Annotated in this window: 14 protein-coding genes; 6 read left to right on the top strand and 8 right to left on the bottom strand. The window is 69.4% G+C overall.

All coding sequences use genetic code 11. The features are described 5' to 3' along the window. The first annotated feature begins 45 nt into the window (after nucleotides 1–45). The 3 genes from U7230_RS13775 to U7230_RS13765 all read left to right on the top strand — a co-directional run bounded on the left by U7230_RS13775 (nucleotide 46) and on the right by U7230_RS13765 (nucleotide 3,121). The gene (locus U7230_RS13775; protein WP_324716409.1) at nucleotides 46–630 is read left to right on the top strand and encodes a glycerol-3-phosphate acyltransferase; all 585 of its coding nucleotides are present in this window, start codon (nucleotides 46–48) and stop codon (nucleotides 628–630) included. A 14-nt stretch (nucleotides 631–644) separates the two neighbouring features. Further along, the gene (locus U7230_RS13770; RefSeq protein ID WP_324716408.1) at nucleotides 645–1,517 is read left to right on the top strand and encodes a DegV family protein; all 873 of its coding nucleotides are present in this window, start codon (nucleotides 645–647) and stop codon (nucleotides 1,515–1,517) included. 83 nt (nucleotides 1,518–1,600) lie between these two features. Continuing rightward, a complete protein-coding gene (locus U7230_RS13765) occupies nucleotides 1,601–3,121 on the top strand; it encodes a cytochrome c oxidase assembly protein (protein WP_324716407.1) in 1,521 nt (506 codons plus the stop codon). Here the strand turns inward: U7230_RS13765 and U7230_RS13760 are convergent. Further along, nucleotides 3,034–3,588, bottom strand: coding sequence for a c-type cytochrome (locus U7230_RS13760; protein WP_324716406.1), 555 nt, complete (start codon nucleotides 3,586–3,588; stop codon nucleotides 3,034–3,036). The two genes, U7230_RS13765 and U7230_RS13760, sit on opposite strands and share 88 nt — an antisense overlap. Before the next feature lie 118 nt (nucleotides 3,589–3,706). Between U7230_RS13760 and U7230_RS13755 the strand changes: the two genes are divergently transcribed. Beyond that, on the top strand, nucleotides 3,707–4,714 hold the full coding sequence (locus U7230_RS13755) for an NAD(P)/FAD-dependent oxidoreductase (protein WP_324716405.1): 1,008 nt from the start codon (nucleotides 3,707–3,709) through the stop codon (nucleotides 4,712–4,714). 192 nt (nucleotides 4,715–4,906) lie between these two features. Further along, nucleotides 4,907–6,154, top strand: coding sequence for a tyrosine--tRNA ligase (gene tyrS, locus U7230_RS13750; RefSeq protein ID WP_324716404.1), 1,248 nt, complete (start codon nucleotides 4,907–4,909; stop codon nucleotides 6,152–6,154). Nucleotides 6,155–6,157: 3 nt separating this feature from the next. On the opposite strand, the gene U7230_RS13745 is transcribed toward tyrS, so the two are convergent. Further along, nucleotides 6,158–6,637 (bottom strand): hypothetical protein, encoded by a 480-nt coding sequence (locus U7230_RS13745; protein WP_324716403.1) that lies wholly within the window; start codon nucleotides 6,635–6,637, stop codon nucleotides 6,158–6,160. 218 nt (nucleotides 6,638–6,855) lie between these two features. Between U7230_RS13745 and U7230_RS13740 the strand changes: the two genes are divergently transcribed. Further along, the gene (locus U7230_RS13740; RefSeq protein ID WP_324716402.1) at nucleotides 6,856–7,125 is read left to right on the top strand and encodes a YqhV family protein; all 270 of its coding nucleotides are present in this window, start codon (nucleotides 6,856–6,858) and stop codon (nucleotides 7,123–7,125) included. Nucleotides 7,126–7,175: 50 nt separating this feature from the next. On the opposite strand, the gene asnS is transcribed toward U7230_RS13740, so the two are convergent. From asnS to remB, 6 genes are all read right to left on the bottom strand, one after another. Further along, on the bottom strand, nucleotides 7,176–8,483 hold the full coding sequence (asnS, locus tag U7230_RS13735) for an asparagine--tRNA ligase (protein ID WP_324716401.1): 1,308 nt from the start codon (nucleotides 8,481–8,483) through the stop codon (nucleotides 7,176–7,178). Between the two features lie 33 nt (nucleotides 8,484–8,516). After that, the gene (locus U7230_RS13730; protein WP_324716400.1) at nucleotides 8,517–8,981 is read right to left on the bottom strand and encodes a YlbF/YmcA family competence regulator; all 465 of its coding nucleotides are present in this window, start codon (nucleotides 8,979–8,981) and stop codon (nucleotides 8,517–8,519) included. A gap of 1 nt (nucleotide 8,982) precedes the next feature. Beyond that, nucleotides 8,983–10,410 carry an RtcB family protein gene (locus tag U7230_RS13725; protein ID WP_324718251.1) on the bottom strand — a complete coding sequence of 476 codons (1,428 nt, stop codon included), beginning with the start codon at nucleotides 10,408–10,410 and terminating at the stop codon, nucleotides 8,983–8,985. Between the two features lie 51 nt (nucleotides 10,411–10,461). Further along, on the bottom strand, nucleotides 10,462–12,924 hold the full coding sequence (gene gyrA / locus U7230_RS13720; protein WP_324716399.1) for a DNA gyrase subunit A: 2,463 nt from the start codon (nucleotides 12,922–12,924) through the stop codon (nucleotides 10,462–10,464). A gap of 37 nt (nucleotides 12,925–12,961) precedes the next feature. Continuing rightward, nucleotides 12,962–14,893, bottom strand: a complete 1,932-nt coding sequence (gene gyrB / locus U7230_RS13715; protein WP_324716398.1) for a DNA topoisomerase (ATP-hydrolyzing) subunit B — start codon at nucleotides 14,891–14,893, stop codon at nucleotides 12,962–12,964. 65 nt (nucleotides 14,894–14,958) lie between these two features. After that, on the bottom strand, nucleotides 14,959–15,288 hold the full coding sequence (gene remB / locus U7230_RS13710) for an extracellular matrix regulator RemB (protein ID WP_324716397.1): 330 nt from the start codon (nucleotides 15,286–15,288) through the stop codon (nucleotides 14,959–14,961). Nucleotides 15,289–15,344 lie beyond the last annotated feature (56 nt).

The following is a 15,344-nucleotide window of genomic DNA, read 5'->3' as shown; positions in this document are numbered from 1 at the left end:
CTGCTATAACTAATACCCTGGGAGCGACGAAAGCGGGGCGGTGCCATGCACTGGCTCGTCGTCATCGGGGGGTATCTGTTGGGCTCGCTCTTGCCCGGCGACTGGATCGTGCGCCGCCGCACCGGTCTGAGCGCCGACGAGCAGGGCGACAACCCGGGAGGCGCGGGCACCTGGCGGCTCGCCGGGCCGGCCGCCGGTGTCCTGGTCACGGCCTTCGACCTCGTCAAAGGGGCCATTCCCGTCGCCCTGGCGCAAAAGGTGGGCATGACCGGGGCCTGGATGATAGCGGCCGCCGCCGCTCCGGTGGCTGGCCACAACTGGCCCTGGTACCGGCGGTGGCGGGGGGGAAGGGGCCTGGCCGCCGCCACGGGGGCGCTCTTCTGCCTCGATCTGGCCCACGTGCTTCCCGGCTACGTGCTGGGGGCCATCGCCGCGTGGAGGCGGGGCTGGGTGCCGATGGTGGGAGTGGTGGCCTTCCCCGTCGGCCTGCTCACCATGTGGGCAGGCGGCGCTCCGGCGCTCAAGATCCAGGCAGCCCTGGCCGTCATGCTGCTCGTCGCCCTTCGGCAAGCGTCGTGGGTGAAGGCCCGGATTCGAGCCGGGCAACCCATCTTGCTCTCCCGCCCGTGAGCACGACAGCTGGGGTGGCTTCCGGGCGTGCGCGCCCGGCCCGGCCGGGCGCGGTACGGGTCGTGACGGACTCCGTGGCGTGCGTGCCTCTGGCCATCGCCCGCGCCGTCAGGCTGGAGATCGTCCCCCTCTGGATCCAGGTCGGGGGAGAGCAGTACCGGGACGGCCTCGACATCGAGCCGCGCGCGGTCTACCGCAAGCTGCGGGAGGGCAACGCGATCACCACGTCGGCCCCCTCCGTGGGCGACTTCCTGCAAGCCTTCGAGCGCCTCGCCCGCGAGGGGGCTCGCCAGATCGTGGCGGTGACCCTGGCCCGCGAGTTCAGCGGGGTGTTCAACAACGCCCGGCTCGCGGCCGAGGAGAGCCCCGTGCCGGTCACGGTCATCGATTCTCGTACGGCAGCGAGCGCGCAGGGGTGGATCGCCATCGAGGCGGCACGAGCGGCCTCGAGGGGGGCGGGCGTGGAGGCGATCGCTCGCCGGATCGAGGAGGTCCGGCCTCGGGCCAAGGTATACGCCCTCGTACCCGAACTCCGCTACCTGCGGCGCGGGGGGCGGGTCGTGCAGGCCCTGGCCCGCCTGGGTGCGGCGCTGGGAGTCATCCCTATCCTGGCGATCGAGGGCGACGGGAGAGTGGAGCCCCTGGCCATCACCCGCAGCAAAGCGGCCGCCCTGCAGCGGATCATCGAAGAGGTGCGCCGGGACGGGCGGCAGGGGCGGCTACACCTGGCAGTCCTGGAGTCGGACGCGCCCGAAGACGCCCGGTGGCTGCTCGATGCCGTACGGGCCGAAGTCGACGTGGCCGAATGGCACGTGGCCCCGTTCACGCCCGCCATGGGAGCTCACGCCGGGCCCGGGATCGTGGGAGTGGGGTACTGGGTAGAGTGAGCGCCGCAGCCGCCCGGGACGGATGCGCTGCCCGGCGGGGCGCGGCTGCATCCTGGTGCGCGATACGGTAAGGTATCAGTACGATGTGTCGCGTACACGGGCAAGGCATGGCGCGGGGCGCAGCTCGGGGGGCGGCCGGAGCCCTGGCCGTGCTCGCGTGGGCCGCCGTGGCCAGGGCCCATGGCGGAGACCCCCATCCGGAAGCCGTGCTGCGCTGGACGGACTGGCACGTGGAGCCCGGGGTCCTCGTCGTGTCCGTCCTCGCCTGCGTCGCGTACGCCCGTATCCACCGGCTCTTCGGCGGGACGCGCCGCCAGGCGGGGAGGTGGGCTCTCGGCGTCGCCGTCGTCTACGTGGCGCTGGAGTCGCCGCTGGACCGCGGCGCCGACCATTTCCTGTTCACTTTGCACATGGCCCAGCATTTCTTGCTCATCATGGTCGCCGCGCCGCTGCTCGCCTCCGCGATCCCCGAACGGGCGTGGGGAAGAGCCCGCGGCTTGCCGGTCGTGGGCTCCGTCTTGCGGTGGATCGGAACGGGTGCCCCTGCCTTCGTGGCCTACAACCTCAACCTGGTCGCATGGCACCTTCCGGCCCTGTACGAGGCGGGGCTGCGAAGTGACGCCGTCCATGCCGCGCAGCACCTGCTGTTCCTCGTCACGGCCTTGGGGATGTGGAGCGTGGTGATGGCCCCCGCCCACGCCGTCAGGGCGACGCCCCCTGCTCGCCTCGCAGGCCTGGTGGCCTCGAGCATCGTCGACTGGCTGGTGAGTTTCGCCATCGCCCTGGCCGGGCGGCCGCTCTATCCCACGTACGCCGCCGCGCCACGGCTGTGGGGCTTGAGCCCGGAGGCCGACCTCGCGCTGGGCGGAGGCCTCATGTGGGTCGCGGACAACACAGTCTACGCCGTGGCCATCGGCTCCCTGCTCTCCCGCTACCTGCGCCGGGAGGCGGCGCGGGCCCGGGTGCCCGACGGTGCAGCTGAGGCCCCCTCCTCCGTTCGCACGCGGCGGCCGGCAACCCTGGAGGCGCTGCAGAGGGGCCGGGGAAGACCGTGGGGGCCGGCGCTCACCCTGGCGGCGGCGGGCGCGCTGGCGGTAGCTTTCGCACACGGAGTGGTGACGGGGAGTCTGCCCGGCCGTGCAGTGCCTTCGGTGAGGGTCGAGGCCGTAGCGGCGGGCCTTACCTGGTACTTCGTGTACCCGGGCTCCGACGGCCGGTTCGGGCGGATCGACGCGGCCGCAGGAGGGCCCGGCAACCCGGCCGGGCTGGACCCCTCGGACCCGGCGGGCCGGGACGACCTCGTCCTGGGGCACCTGGTCGTGCCGCCGAAAGCCCGGGTCGAGGTACGGGCCACGTCGCTGGATACCGTGCATAGCTTCGCGATACCGGAGCTGGGGCTCGACCGGCTGCTGATGCCGGACCGATGGGAGAGCGTGGTCTTCCAAGCGCCCGGGCGCGGCCGGTTGCCCATCGTCTGCACCCAGCTGTGCGGGATGGACCGAGAGCCGATGGCAAGCTACCTGGCGGTGACGCCTTCCGGATCCGGCGCCGGGTCGGGCCCCGCGGCCGCCGCGGCCACGTCCCGGCCCGCGAACTCGCGGTAGATGTAGCGCACGAGCGCCCAGATGTCGGTATCGGACAGCGCACCCCGCCAGGGAGCCATGCCCGTCCCCTGGCTCCCATGAGCGATGATGTAGTAGGCGGCACCGGGCGGGCTGTCCCGGAAGGCGGGATCGGTGAAGTCCACCGGCCGCGGGTTGAGCGCCACGCCGCCTGCCCCCGTGCCATCGCCGCGCTCGCCATGACAGGAGGCGCAGTAAAGACGGTACTGCGCCGGCGCCCGCCTCTCCGCCGTCCGATCGCTGGCCACGGCCGGGGGCACCTGCATCTGCAGGTACGACTCCGGCACCTTCTCCAGCAGCCGCGCCACCTGGGCCGCCGTAGCCCGGGGCGAGGCGGTCTCCGGAATCGAGGGTGGCGGCCGCCTCCCGGCGACGCCTGCGTAGGCTGCAGCCGCCACCACCGCCGTTACCCCAGCGAAGATCCACAGCCTCCATCGCCTCGAGTGCATGGCCCAGCCCCCTATCGCTGCGAGCCCCTTCGGTTGACATACCCTACCCCCAAGGGTATCATCAACCGCGGCGCGGGGCCCTGGCTCACCCGCTACCGCGTCCACATGTTCGGGGAGGTTGGTCACGGTACCCATGGAGCTGCACCTCGGCTTGAACGGTATGGCAACCGACGGGGCCTCTCCTTCGGAGGCCACCTACGACGTGGTGGTCGTCGGGGGCGGGCCTGCCGGGCTCACCGCCGCGCTGTACGCGGCCCGGGCCGGCCTCAAGACCGTTGTCCTGGATAAGAGCCCGCGGGCCAGCGCCTTGGGGATGACCGGCCACATCGAAAACTATCCCGGAGTGCCCGGCGTCACCACCGGGCTCGAATTGCTGGAGCACTTCCGCCGGCAGGCGGAGGGCTTCGGAGCCGAGGTGGTGACCGCCCAGGTGCTTTCCGCCGACGTGAGGCTCGATCCCAAGGAGGTCATCGCCTCCACCGGCACCTACCGGGCCCGGACGGTGGTCGTGGCCACCGGGGCCATGGCCAAGAGCCGGCCCGTGCCGGGCGAAGAGGCGTACGTGGGGCGCGGGGTCAGCTACTGCGCCACCTGTGACGCCGCTTTCTTCAAGGGGCAGGAAGTGGCCGTGGTCGGTGAAAACGACGAGGCGGTCGAGGAGGCGCTGCACCTCACCCGCTTCGCCTCCACGGTGCACGTGGTGACGCCCTCCGCCAAGTTCAAGGCCGAGCCGGCGCTGGTGGAGCATCTGATCCGCACGCCCAACGTCCGGGTGTTGAGCTCGTACAGGGTAGTGGAGATCTTTGGAAACGGACGGGTCGAGGGGATTCGCCTCGCCCGGCGCACCGGCGGGGAAGCGGTGCTCCCCGTGCGGGGGGTCTTCGTCTACCTGCAGGGAAACCGCCCCGCCGTCGACTTCCTGCACGGAGCCGTCCGCACGACTCCGGAAGGGGGCGTCGTCGTGGATGCCGAGATGCAGACCTCCGTGCCGGGTGTCTTCGCGGCCGGAGACGTGTTGTGCCGCCGCGTCCGGCAGGCGGTCATCGCCGCCGCCGACGGGGCGCTCGCTGCCATGGCGGCGGAGCGTTACCTGACCGGGCGGCAGGCCATCCGGTCCCAGTGGTGAGGGGCCTGCCCGGTCACCCGGGTGGCATGTCCCCGTTGAGGTACGCGAAGAGCGCGCTGACGTCATAATCTCCGCTCAGGTTACGCCGCGACGGGCCCAGCCCCTTCCCCGAGCGTGCCCGGCCGCGGCAGCCCGGCTTGACAGCGCCCGGCGCACGTGATACGTGACGGCTGACAGCCGGGAGGGACGACGGTGGTCACAAAAGGGGTCCTCTCGTTCCTGCGGGAGCGAGGCCTGGTCGCTCAGGTGACCCACGAAGACGAGCTGGCGCGGTTGCTCGACACCCAACCCGTCACGGTGTACGTGGGGTTCGACCCGACGGCCGACAGCCTGCACGTCGGTCACCTGCGGTCCATCATGATGCTGGTGCACCTGCAACGCGCCGGCCACCGGCCCATCGCACTGGTGGGCGGCGGCACGGCCATGATCGGGGATCCCAGCGGCAGGACAGAGGCTCGCCCCATCCTCACCCGGGAGACCATCGCCTACAACGCGCAGCGCTTCAAGGAGCAGCTCGGCCGCTTCCTCGACTTCGGCAACGGGCGGGCGCTGTTGCTCGACAACTCCGAGTGGCTGCTCGAGCTACGCTATATCGACTTCTTGCGGGAGATCGGGTCGCAGTTCTCCGTCAACCAGATGCTGACGGCCGACGCCTTCCGGACGCGGATGGAGCGCGGGCTGTCGTTCATCGAGTTCAACTACATGGTGCTGCAGGCGTACGACTTCCTGACCCTCTACCGGCGGTACGGCTGCCGGCTCCAGGCGGGCGGCGACGATCAGTGGTCCAACATCCTCGCCGGGATCGACCTGATCCGGCGCCTCGAGCACGACGCTGCCTATGGGCTCACGTGCCCGCTGGCGGTCACCGCGTCGGGCCAGAAGATGGGGAAGACCGCAGCCGGCGCGGTCTGGCTCGACGCGTCGAAGACGAGCCCGTACGACTTCTTCCAATACTGGCGGAGCGTCGACGACAAGGATGTCGCTTCGTTTCTCGCCATTTACACCCTGCTTCCGATGGACGAGGTACGCGCCCTGTCAGAGCTCGAGGGGAAGGCGATCAACCGGGCCAAGAAGGTGCTCGCCTTCGAGGTGACCCGGCTCGTCCACGGGCAGCAGGCGGCGGAAGAGGCCCGCCAGGCTGCAGAGGCGCTGTTCGAGTCGCAGGGCGGGATGGAAGAGGCTCTCGACGGCGCCCCCAGCACGGAGGTGGCGCTCGAAGAGCTCAGCGGCGGCATCGGGATCGTGGAGCTCCTCGTGCAGTGCGGGCTCGTGCCGTCCCGCAGCGAGGCACGTCGCCTCATCGCGCAAGGCGGCATCTACCTCAACGAGGTGCGGGTCGCGGACGCGGACTTCCTGGTCACCGCCGACCAGCTCCGCCAGGGCCGCCTGCTCCTGCGAAAAGGCAAGAAGAGCTATCACCAGGTCGTGGCGCGCGGCTAGCGGCTAATCGAAGGCATCGACCGGCACTGGCACCGGAATGAGCCGCCCCGAGCGCAGCACGATGAGTTCGACCCAGTCGCTGCCCCGGTAGGCCGCGAGGCGCTGGCGCAGCTGCAATTCGTTCGTGACCGGGTGGCCGTTGACCGTGAGGATGAGGTCCAGCCGGCGCAACAGGAGCGTGGTCCCTCGCGGCGCATGGGCGGCGGAGACGTCGATCACCAGCACGCCTTCGCGGTAACGGACACCGTACCGGGTCGCCGTGGCCGGCGTCATCGTCGTGACTTTCACGTACCCCCGCCCGTGCGCTGCGGGCGCCGGAGGGGTAGCCGCCGGCGGGGCGCTTCGGGACTCGGCCGCGCTCCCCGGCTCCCGGGCCACCGGGCTCGCCGTCCCGCCCTGAGACCCTCCGTCCAGGATCACCGCCGCCAGCCCCACGAATACGGCCACCATGGCGAGCACCGCGAGCCCGGCGTCATACAGCACGACGGGCCCCCTCGCCCACCGAGCCGGTATGCCCGCCAAGAGGTCGGCGGCTGGGCGGTGTTGGTCGTGTTTCGGCATCACGGCATCCTGTCGCCCTCCTGTTAGCATGGGTTCGCTCGGAGGGAGGCCATCATGGGGGCCGCCAGGCATTCCCGGTCAGGCACCGGGCATACGGTAGAGGGCTGGAACTCGCCGGCGGAGGGGCGGCTCCGGATCGGGTGCCTGAGGAGCGAATCGTCTCCGGCATGGCGCTGCTGCGACTGTTATCGGCGACCATCGAGATCATGGCCGCCGTGCTCATGGTGCGCTCCGGGCGGGTCGCCGACGCCATGCGCATCAACGGCCTGCTCGGGGTCGTCGGGCCGCTGGTGCTCGCCTCCGTGACCGCCATCGGCCTCGCCGGGCTGGCAGGCAAGCTGTCGCCGCTGCGCATGGGTACCCTGGCCGTGGCGGTCGCCCTCATCCTGGCGACGCTGTGGCAACGATGAGAGCCCGCGACCCGGCGCGCCGAGGTGCACCGGCCGCGCCCGCGCGCCGGTCAGGGGTAGAGCCGGTACAGGGTCCTGGGAAAGGGAATGGTTTCCCGTACGTGGGGAAGGCCGCAGATCCAGGCCAGTACCCGCTCGATGCCCATGCCGAAGCCGCCGTGGGGCACGGAACCGTAGCGTCGCAGGTCGAGGTACCACTCGTAGGCCTCTTTGGGGAGGTGGTGCTCCTCAATACGCCGCATCAAGAGCTCCAGGTCGTCGATGCGCTGTCCTCCGCCGATGATCTCCCCGTAGCCCTCGGGCGCCAGCAGGTCGGCCCCCAGCACCACTTCCGGCCGGTCGGGAGCCGGCTTCATGTAAAACGCCTTGATGTGAGCCGGGTAGTGAGTGACGAAGACGGGCCGGTCGAAGGCGTTGGAGAGGATCGTCTCTTCGTCACCCCCGAAGTCGGCTCCCCACTCCACGGCGGCTCCGTTTTTCCGCAGGATCTCGATGGCCTCGTCGTAAGTGACGCGCGGGAACGGCGGCCGGACCCGCTCCAGGGGCGCCGTGTCGCGCTCGAGCAGGGCAAGCTCCGGGCGGTGCCGCTCCAGGACCCGCCCCACCACGTGAGACACCAGGCCCTCGGCCAGGCGGCAGATGTCGTCGAGCCCGGCCCACGCCATTTCCGGCTCGACCATCCAGAACTCCATCAGGTGCCGGCGCGTCTTCGAGTGCTCGGCCCTGAACGTGGGCCCGAAGCAGTACGCCCGGCCGAACGCCATCGCCGCGGCCTCCATGTAGAGCTGCCCGCTCTGGCTCAGGTAGGCAGGCGTGCCGAAGTAGTCGGTACGGAAGAGGGTGGTGGTCCCTTCGACCGCGGCCGGGGTGAGGATCGGGGCGTCGACCAGGACGAATCCCTCCCGGTCGAAAAACTCCCGCACCGCCCCGACGAGGGTGCTCCGGATGCGCAAGATCGCGTGTTGCCGCCGCGACCGCAGCCACAGGTGGCGGTGGTCGAGCAGGAAGTCGACGCCGTGCTCTTTGGGGGTGATGGGGTAGTCCACGGCGAGGTGCACGAGCTCCAGGTCCTGCACCAGGAGCTCGAAGCCTCCGGGAGCCCGCTCGTCGGCGCGCACCGTGCCCGTCACCTTGAGGGACGACTCCTGGGTCAGGCGCCGGGCCTGATCCCAGACTCGCCCTTCCACGTCACGCTGGGACACGACCGCCTGGACGAGCCCCGTCCCGTCTCTCACCAGCAGGAAGACGATGCGGCCGCTCGATCGCGAGTTGAAGAGCCACCCCCACACCTGCACCGGCTTGCCCACGTACTGCCCCAGATCGTCTACGTCCACCCGAGGTGCCGTCTGTTCTGCCACGACCCGGGTCGCCTGCCCTTCTGCGTCTTGTGGTCACGGTTGACCGGGCACCCAAAGGCGGGAGCGCGCGGGCTCCACCTTGCCCCGACCCGCCGCCCCCTGCTCCCCCGAGGCATCCCCTTCGCCGTCCGGCGGCTCCGGGGCAAAGCCGAGAGCCTCTTCGAGCGCCCGCTGGATCCCCGCCATCAGGGTCGCGTAGCGTAACTCGGCCTCCAACAGGGCCCGGACGTACGGGTTGAACCCGACCACGCCGGCCACCTGCCGCAGCTCTTCGAGCTCCTGGTCGGAGATCTTCTCGCCGGCCATCTGCCGCTCGGCGAGCCTGCGCTCCCGCTGGCGGAGATCCCGCAACATGATGCGGGCCGCCTCGTGGCGGTCCAGCTCGGCCCTCGCGGCCTTGAGCTCCTTGACCTCGTCCCTGGCCGCCAGGCTTTCGGCCAGTTTCCGGATCGCCGCCTGTATGTCCGGGGAAAGGTCCCACCCGTTCCCCTCGGCCATCTCAATCTCCCTCCCCCTTGATGACCGCCAGTGGCCGCAGGCGGGCGACCTTGCGGGTCAGCCCGATCTCGGCCAGCGTCTCGACGACAGCGTCGATGTCCTTGTACGCCTGGGGCGCCTCGTCGACGATCGCCCGGTAGTTGGCCACGTTGGTCAGCACGTCCCCAAGGCTTTCGTGGAAGGCCTCCCGGCTCACCTGCCGCCGGGCCGCCGCCCGGGAAAGGACTCGCCCGGCCCCGTGATTGGCCGACGTGAACGTCTCCTCGATCCCGGGTTGCCCGACCGCGACGTAGGAGGCCGTCCCCATGCTGCCGGGGATCAGGACGGGGTGCCCGGTATGGAGGTACCGGCGCGGGTTGACGGGATGGCCCGGCGGAAGCGCCCGGGTCGCTCCCTTGCGGTGCACCAGCACCCGGCGGCCGAAGTGGCGTTCGAACTTCGCGATGTTGTGGGCCACATCGTAGACCACCGCCATCCCCAAGGCTTCCCACGAGCTCCCCATCGCTTCCTCGAACGCCCGGCGGATGTCGTGGGTCATCAGCTGGCGGTTGGCGAAGGCAAAGTTGATGGCGCAGTGCATGGCTCCCAGGTAGCGCTGCCCGATGGGGGAATCGATGGGAGCTGCGGCGAGGCCCTTCGAGGGAAGGTCGATGCCGTAGCGGGCAGCGGCGCCGGCCATGGAGGCGGCGTAGTCGGAGCAGACCTGGTGTCCGAACCCTCGGCTCCCCGAGTGCACGAGCACCGTGACCTGGCCTTCCTCGAGCCCGAACGCGCCGGCCAGGGACCGGTCGAAGACTTCCTCCACGTAGCCGATCTCCACGAAATGGTTGCCCCCACCGATGGTGGCCAGCTGCCCGGCCCGCTCCACAGCTTCCTGGCTCACCGCGGCAAGGTCCGCTCCCTCGACGCGCCCGTACTCTTCGGTCGCCTCCACGTCTTCCGGGACGCCGTAGCCCTCCTCGACGAGGTAGGCCGCACCCCCGGTGAGCACCTCGGACAGCCGGGGGAGCAGCTCCTTGTGCCGGGACTGCTTGCCCACCCCGGCGGGGATCCGATCCTCGACCGCCCGCATGATCCTCTGGAGCCTCTCCCTGTTCATCTCGAGGCGCGCCAGGTTCGTGCGGATCAGCCGGACGCCGCAGTTGATGTCGTAGCCGACGGCTCCGGCAGAGACCACGCCCGTGTCAGCGTCGGTCGCCACCACCCCGCCGATGGGGAGACCGAATCCCTGGTGGATGTCGGGCATCCCGACCACCCGGCTGACGACCCCCGGGAGAGAGGCCGCGTCGGCCAGCTGTTGGAGCGCCGTCTCTTCACGGAAGGACTGGCGTAACGCGGCGTTGAGATAAACGACGGCGTCGACCCGCATGGGGCCCTGGCGCCTGAGCACGTACCGGTTGGGGCCGAGGGGCTCCAGGTCCAGCGGCATGTCGCTCACCTCTGGGGCCTCACGCTGCTCGCAGGCGCTGCGCTGCGGCCGTCAGCCGGGCTCTTGGGCCGGCTCGTCGCCGTTCTCGTCCCGGGAAGCCGCGACCTGGGCCAGGGCCGCCACGAGGTCCCCCTCGTCGAGACGCATGACGACGACGCCCCGGGCACCGCGTCCCTGGCGGGAGACGTCCGAGACGCGCAGCCGGATCATGATCCCCCGGGCCGAGATTACCATGAGTTCGTCGTCGTCCTCGACGACCTTCATCCCGGCCACGGGCCCGTTACGCGGGCTCTGGCCGATGGCCCGGACCCCTTTCCCGCCGCGCCGGGTCAGGCGATACTCCTCGACCGGGGTGCGCTTGCCGTACCCTCGCTCCGTGACGATGAGCACGTCGGCCCCGCGCCGGGCGGCATCCATCGCCACCACGTAATCGCCCTCGTCGAGGCGCACGCCGATGACGCCTCGGGCCGCCCGCCCCATCGGGCGCACGTCGGCCTCGTTGAAGCGCGCGGCCTGCCCGCGGCGCGTCACCAGCAAGATCTCATGGCTGCCCTCGGTCAGCATGACTCCCACCAGCCGGTCGTCATCGTCGAGGTTGCAGGCGATGATCCCCTGCCGGTTGGTCGCGAACTCCGACAGCGGCGTCTTCTTCACAATGCCGTTGCGAGTCGCCATGAACAGATACCGCCCCTGGTCGAAGTCGGTCACGGCAATCGCGGCGGCCACGGACTCGTCGGACGGCATGGGCAGGAGATTGTAGATGGACGTGCCCCGTGCCCCTCGGGACGCCTCCGGGATCTCCCGTCCCTTGAGATGGTACATCTTGCCCCTGTCGGTGAAGAGGAGCACCTGGGTGTGCGTGGTCGCGACGAACAGGTGCTCGGCGAAGTCCTCGTCGCGGGTCGCCATGGCCGTGACGCCCCGGCCGCCCCTGCGCTGGTTGCGGTAGGTCGAGGTGGGCTGGCGCTTGATGTACCCGTTGTGGGTGAGGGTGATGACGATGTCCTCCAGCGCCACCAGATCGTCCTCGCTCACCTCGGGCTGCTCCTCGGTGATCTCGGTGCGCCGCGGGTCGGCGAAGCGCTGGCGGATCTCCAGGAGTTCCGTCTTGATGAGCCGGTAGAGCTCGTCGACGTCGCCGAGGATGGCGCTGAGCCGCTCCACCGTCTTCACCAGCTCCGCACGCTCCTGCTCCAGCTTCCCCCGCTCGAGGCCCGTCAGCCGGCGGAGTTGCATCTCCAGGATCGCGTTGGCCTGCCGCTCGCTGAGGCTGAAGCGCTCCATCAGGGCCTGGCGGGCCGCCCCTTCGTCCTCGGAGGAGCGGATGAGGGCGATGATCTCGTCGATGTGGTCGAGGGCGATGAGGAGGCCCTCCACGATGTGCAAGCGATCCCGCGCCTTGTCGAGATCGAAACGGGTGCGCCGGGTGACCACCTCGAGCTGGAAGTCGAGGTAGTGGCGGAGCGCCTGGCGCAGCGTAAGCACCTCGGGCTTGCCGTTGACCAGGGCCAGGAGGATGACCCCGAAGGTGTCCTCCAGCTGTGTGTGCTTGAACAGCCGGTTGATCACGACTTGCGGCTGGGCGTCGCGGCGCAGCTCGATGGCGATCCGAAGCCCCTCCCGGTCTGACTCGTCCCGCACTTCGCTGATGCCCTCGATCCGGTGCTCCCGCACCAGGTCGGCAATCTTGGCGATGAGCGCCGCCTTGTTGACCATGTAAGGCAGCTCGGTCACGACGATGCGCGTGCGGCCCCCGCCCATGGGCTCCGCCGACAGGCGCGCCCGCACCCGGATATGCCCGCGGCCGGTCAGGTAGGCCTCTTTGATGCCCTCGGTGCCCATGATGATGGCGCCGCCGGGAAAGTCCGGCCCCTTGACGATCCGGAGCAGTTGCTCGTCGGAGGCGTCGGGATGGTCGATGAGCAGCACCAGCGCGTCGATGATCTCTCCCAGGTTGTGGGGCGGGATGTTGGTGGCCATGCCCACCGCGATCCCCGAGGCCCCATTGATGAGCAGGTTGGGGATGCGGGCAGGCAGCACCGCCGGCTGCTGCTGGGTACCGTCGTAGTTGGGGACGAAGTCGACGGTCTCTTTCTCGATGTCCCGCAGCATCTCCATGGCGATCCGGGAGAGCCGCGCCTCGGTGTAACGCATCGCGGCCGGGGGATCTCCATCAATGGAACCATAGTTGCCATGACCCTGCACGAGAGGATAACGGTAGTTGAAGTCCTGGGCCATGCGCACCATGGCTTCGTAAACCGGCGCATCGCCGTGGGGATGGTACTTCCCGACCACTTCCCCGACGACCGCCGCCGACTTGCGGAACGGCCGGTCGGGCCGGAGCCCCATCTCGCTCATCGCGTGCAGGATGCGGCGCTGAACGGGTTTGAGCCCGTCGCGCACGTCGGGCAGCGCCCGGTCCACGATCACGCTCATGGCGTAGTCGATGTACGACCGGCGCATCTCCTGCTCGAGTTCGATGGGGATGATCTTGCCCAGCCCGCCTACGGCCATGCCTCAGCGCTCCCAGCTCTCCGCGAGGAGGATGTCGTCAAACGTCCAGGTTTTGGACTTCGTGGGCGTGCTCCTGGATGAAGCGACGTCGCGGTTCGACGACCTCTCCCATGAGAATGGTGAAGATCTCGTCGGCCGCCACGGCGTCGTCGAGCGTCACGCGCACGATGGTGCGGGTTTCGGGATTCATCGTGGTCTCCCACAACTGCTCCGCGTTCATCTCGCCGAGACCCTTGTATCGCTGGATTTCGACGCCCGCCGATCCGATCTGTTTCAGCAGCCGCTCGAGCTCGTGATCCGAATAGACGTAATAGTCCTTCCTGCCCTTGCGAGCCCGGTACAGAGGCGGCATGGCGATGTAGACCCGCCCCTGCTCGATGAAGCCACGGGCGTACCGGTAGAAGAACGTCAACAAGAGGGTACGGATGTGCGCGCCGTCCACGTCGGCGTCGGTCATGAGGATGATCCGGCCGTACCGGGTCTTGGAAATGTCGAACTCCTCCCCGATGCCGGTACCGAGGGCCGTGATCATGGAGCGAATCTCGGCGTTGGAGAGGATACGGTCCATGCCGGCCTTTTCCACGTTGAGGATTTTCCCGCGGAGCGGCATGATGGCCTGGAAGCGGCGGTCTCGGCCTTGCTTGGCCGTGCCGCCGGCCGAGTCGCCCTCGACCAGGAAGAGCTCGCACTGCTCCGGGTCCGTGACGATGCAGTCGGCCAGCTTGCCCGGCAGCCCGCTGCTCTCCAAGGCGGTCTTCCTGCGGGTGAGCTCCCTCGCCTTGCGGGCCGCCTCACGGGCTTTGGCCGCCGTGATGCACTTTTCCAGGATGCGGCGCGCCTCCTGCGGGTGCTCCTCGAGGAAGACCCCGATGGCCTCCCCGGCCACCGAGTCGACCTGGCCCTTGACCTCGCTGTTGCCCAGCTTGGTCTTGGTCTGCCCCTCGAACTGGGGGTCCCGGAGCTTCACGCTCACAATGGCGGTCAGGCCTTCCCGCACGTCGTCCCCGGTGAGGTTTTCGTCCGACTCCTTCAACAGCCCCATCTTGCGGGCTGCGTCGTTGAGCGATCGCGTCAGTGCCGACCGGAACCCGGCCAGGTGGGTGCCGCCCTCGGTGGTCTGGATGTTGTTGGCAAAGGCGATGACCGTCTCGAGATAGCCGGTGTTGTACTGAAGGGCCAGCTCGATGAGCGTGCCGGCGACCTCCCGGTTGGTGTAGATCACGCTCGGGTGCAGCGCCTCTTTGTTGCGGTTGAGGTACCGCACGAATTCCACGATGCCACCCTCGTAGTGGAACGTCTCGGAGCGTCCCGAGCGCTCGTCCACCAATCGCAACATCAAGCCCGCGTTCAAGAAGGCCAGGTTGCGAAGCCGCTGGGCGATGGTCTCCGCGTCGAAGTCCAGCGTCTCGAAGATCTCCGGATCGGGTTTGAACCGGACGTAGGTTCCCGTGCTCTCTGCCTCACCGACGACCTCCACGCCGGTCACGGGCGTACCCCTGGAAAACCGCTGGCGGTGGACCTTTCCGTCGAGCCTCACCTGCACCTCGAGCCACTCCGACAGCGCGTTGACGACGGAGACGCCCACCCCATGAAGGCCCCCGCTCACCTTGTAGCCGCCGTCCTGCCCGAACTTGCCCCCCGCGTGGAGCGTGGTCAGGACGGTTTCCACGGCGGGCCGTCCCGTCTTCGGGTGAATCTCGACCGGGATCCCGCGCCCGTTGTCGTCCACGCTCAAGGAGCCGTCGTCGTGGATGCGCACCTCGATTTCCGTGCAAAAGCCGTTCATCGCCTCGTCCACGCTGTTGTCCACCACTTCGTAGACGAGGTGGTGCAGACCTCGAGCGTCCGTGCTCCCGATGTACATGCCCGGCCGGCGGCGCACGGCCTCGAGCCCCTCGAGCACCTGGATCTGCGCCGCGCCGTACGCAGCTGCGTTGGAGCCATTGGGAGGCCTGCGAGGGGGCGTCAACGGTTGATTTCCTCCTTCTGGGCGGAACCCACGCAACCCAGCTTAATTATAACCCTTGCGCTCTGTCAAAGGCGACGGCGTGCCCGCTTTGGTCCTTTGCGCCGCCTCCTCGGCGAGAGCAAAGGAGTCCCCTCATCCTCCCGTTCGGCCGCCCACGGTGCCTGGGCCCTGCGGCGCAGAGTGAGGGGGGAGATGGGGGAGATGTAGAGGTGATCGGAGGTGACCACCAGGGAGGTGCCGGCCCCGTCCCCCACCCGCGTCACTCCCTGGGGCGAACCCCTACCCCCGATGATGTCGGCGACGGAGAGACCCCGCCGCTGGGTCGCCGCCAGGTCCACGATGGCGATGACGTCCCTGACCCGTACGACCACGTCCCCGCCGAGGTGCACGTACACGCCGCCACTCTCCTCTCGAAACGCAAGCGCTGCCCATGACCGCCCACACAACGCGG

Origin of the sequence: Limnochorda sp. L945t (assembly GCF_035593305.1) — a bacterium.
In the GTDB taxonomy this organism is placed as follows: Bacteria; Bacillota; Limnochordia; order Limnochordales; family Geochordaceae; genus Carboxydichorda; species Carboxydichorda subterranea.
This window is presented reverse-complemented; position numbering and strand designations above follow the sequence as displayed.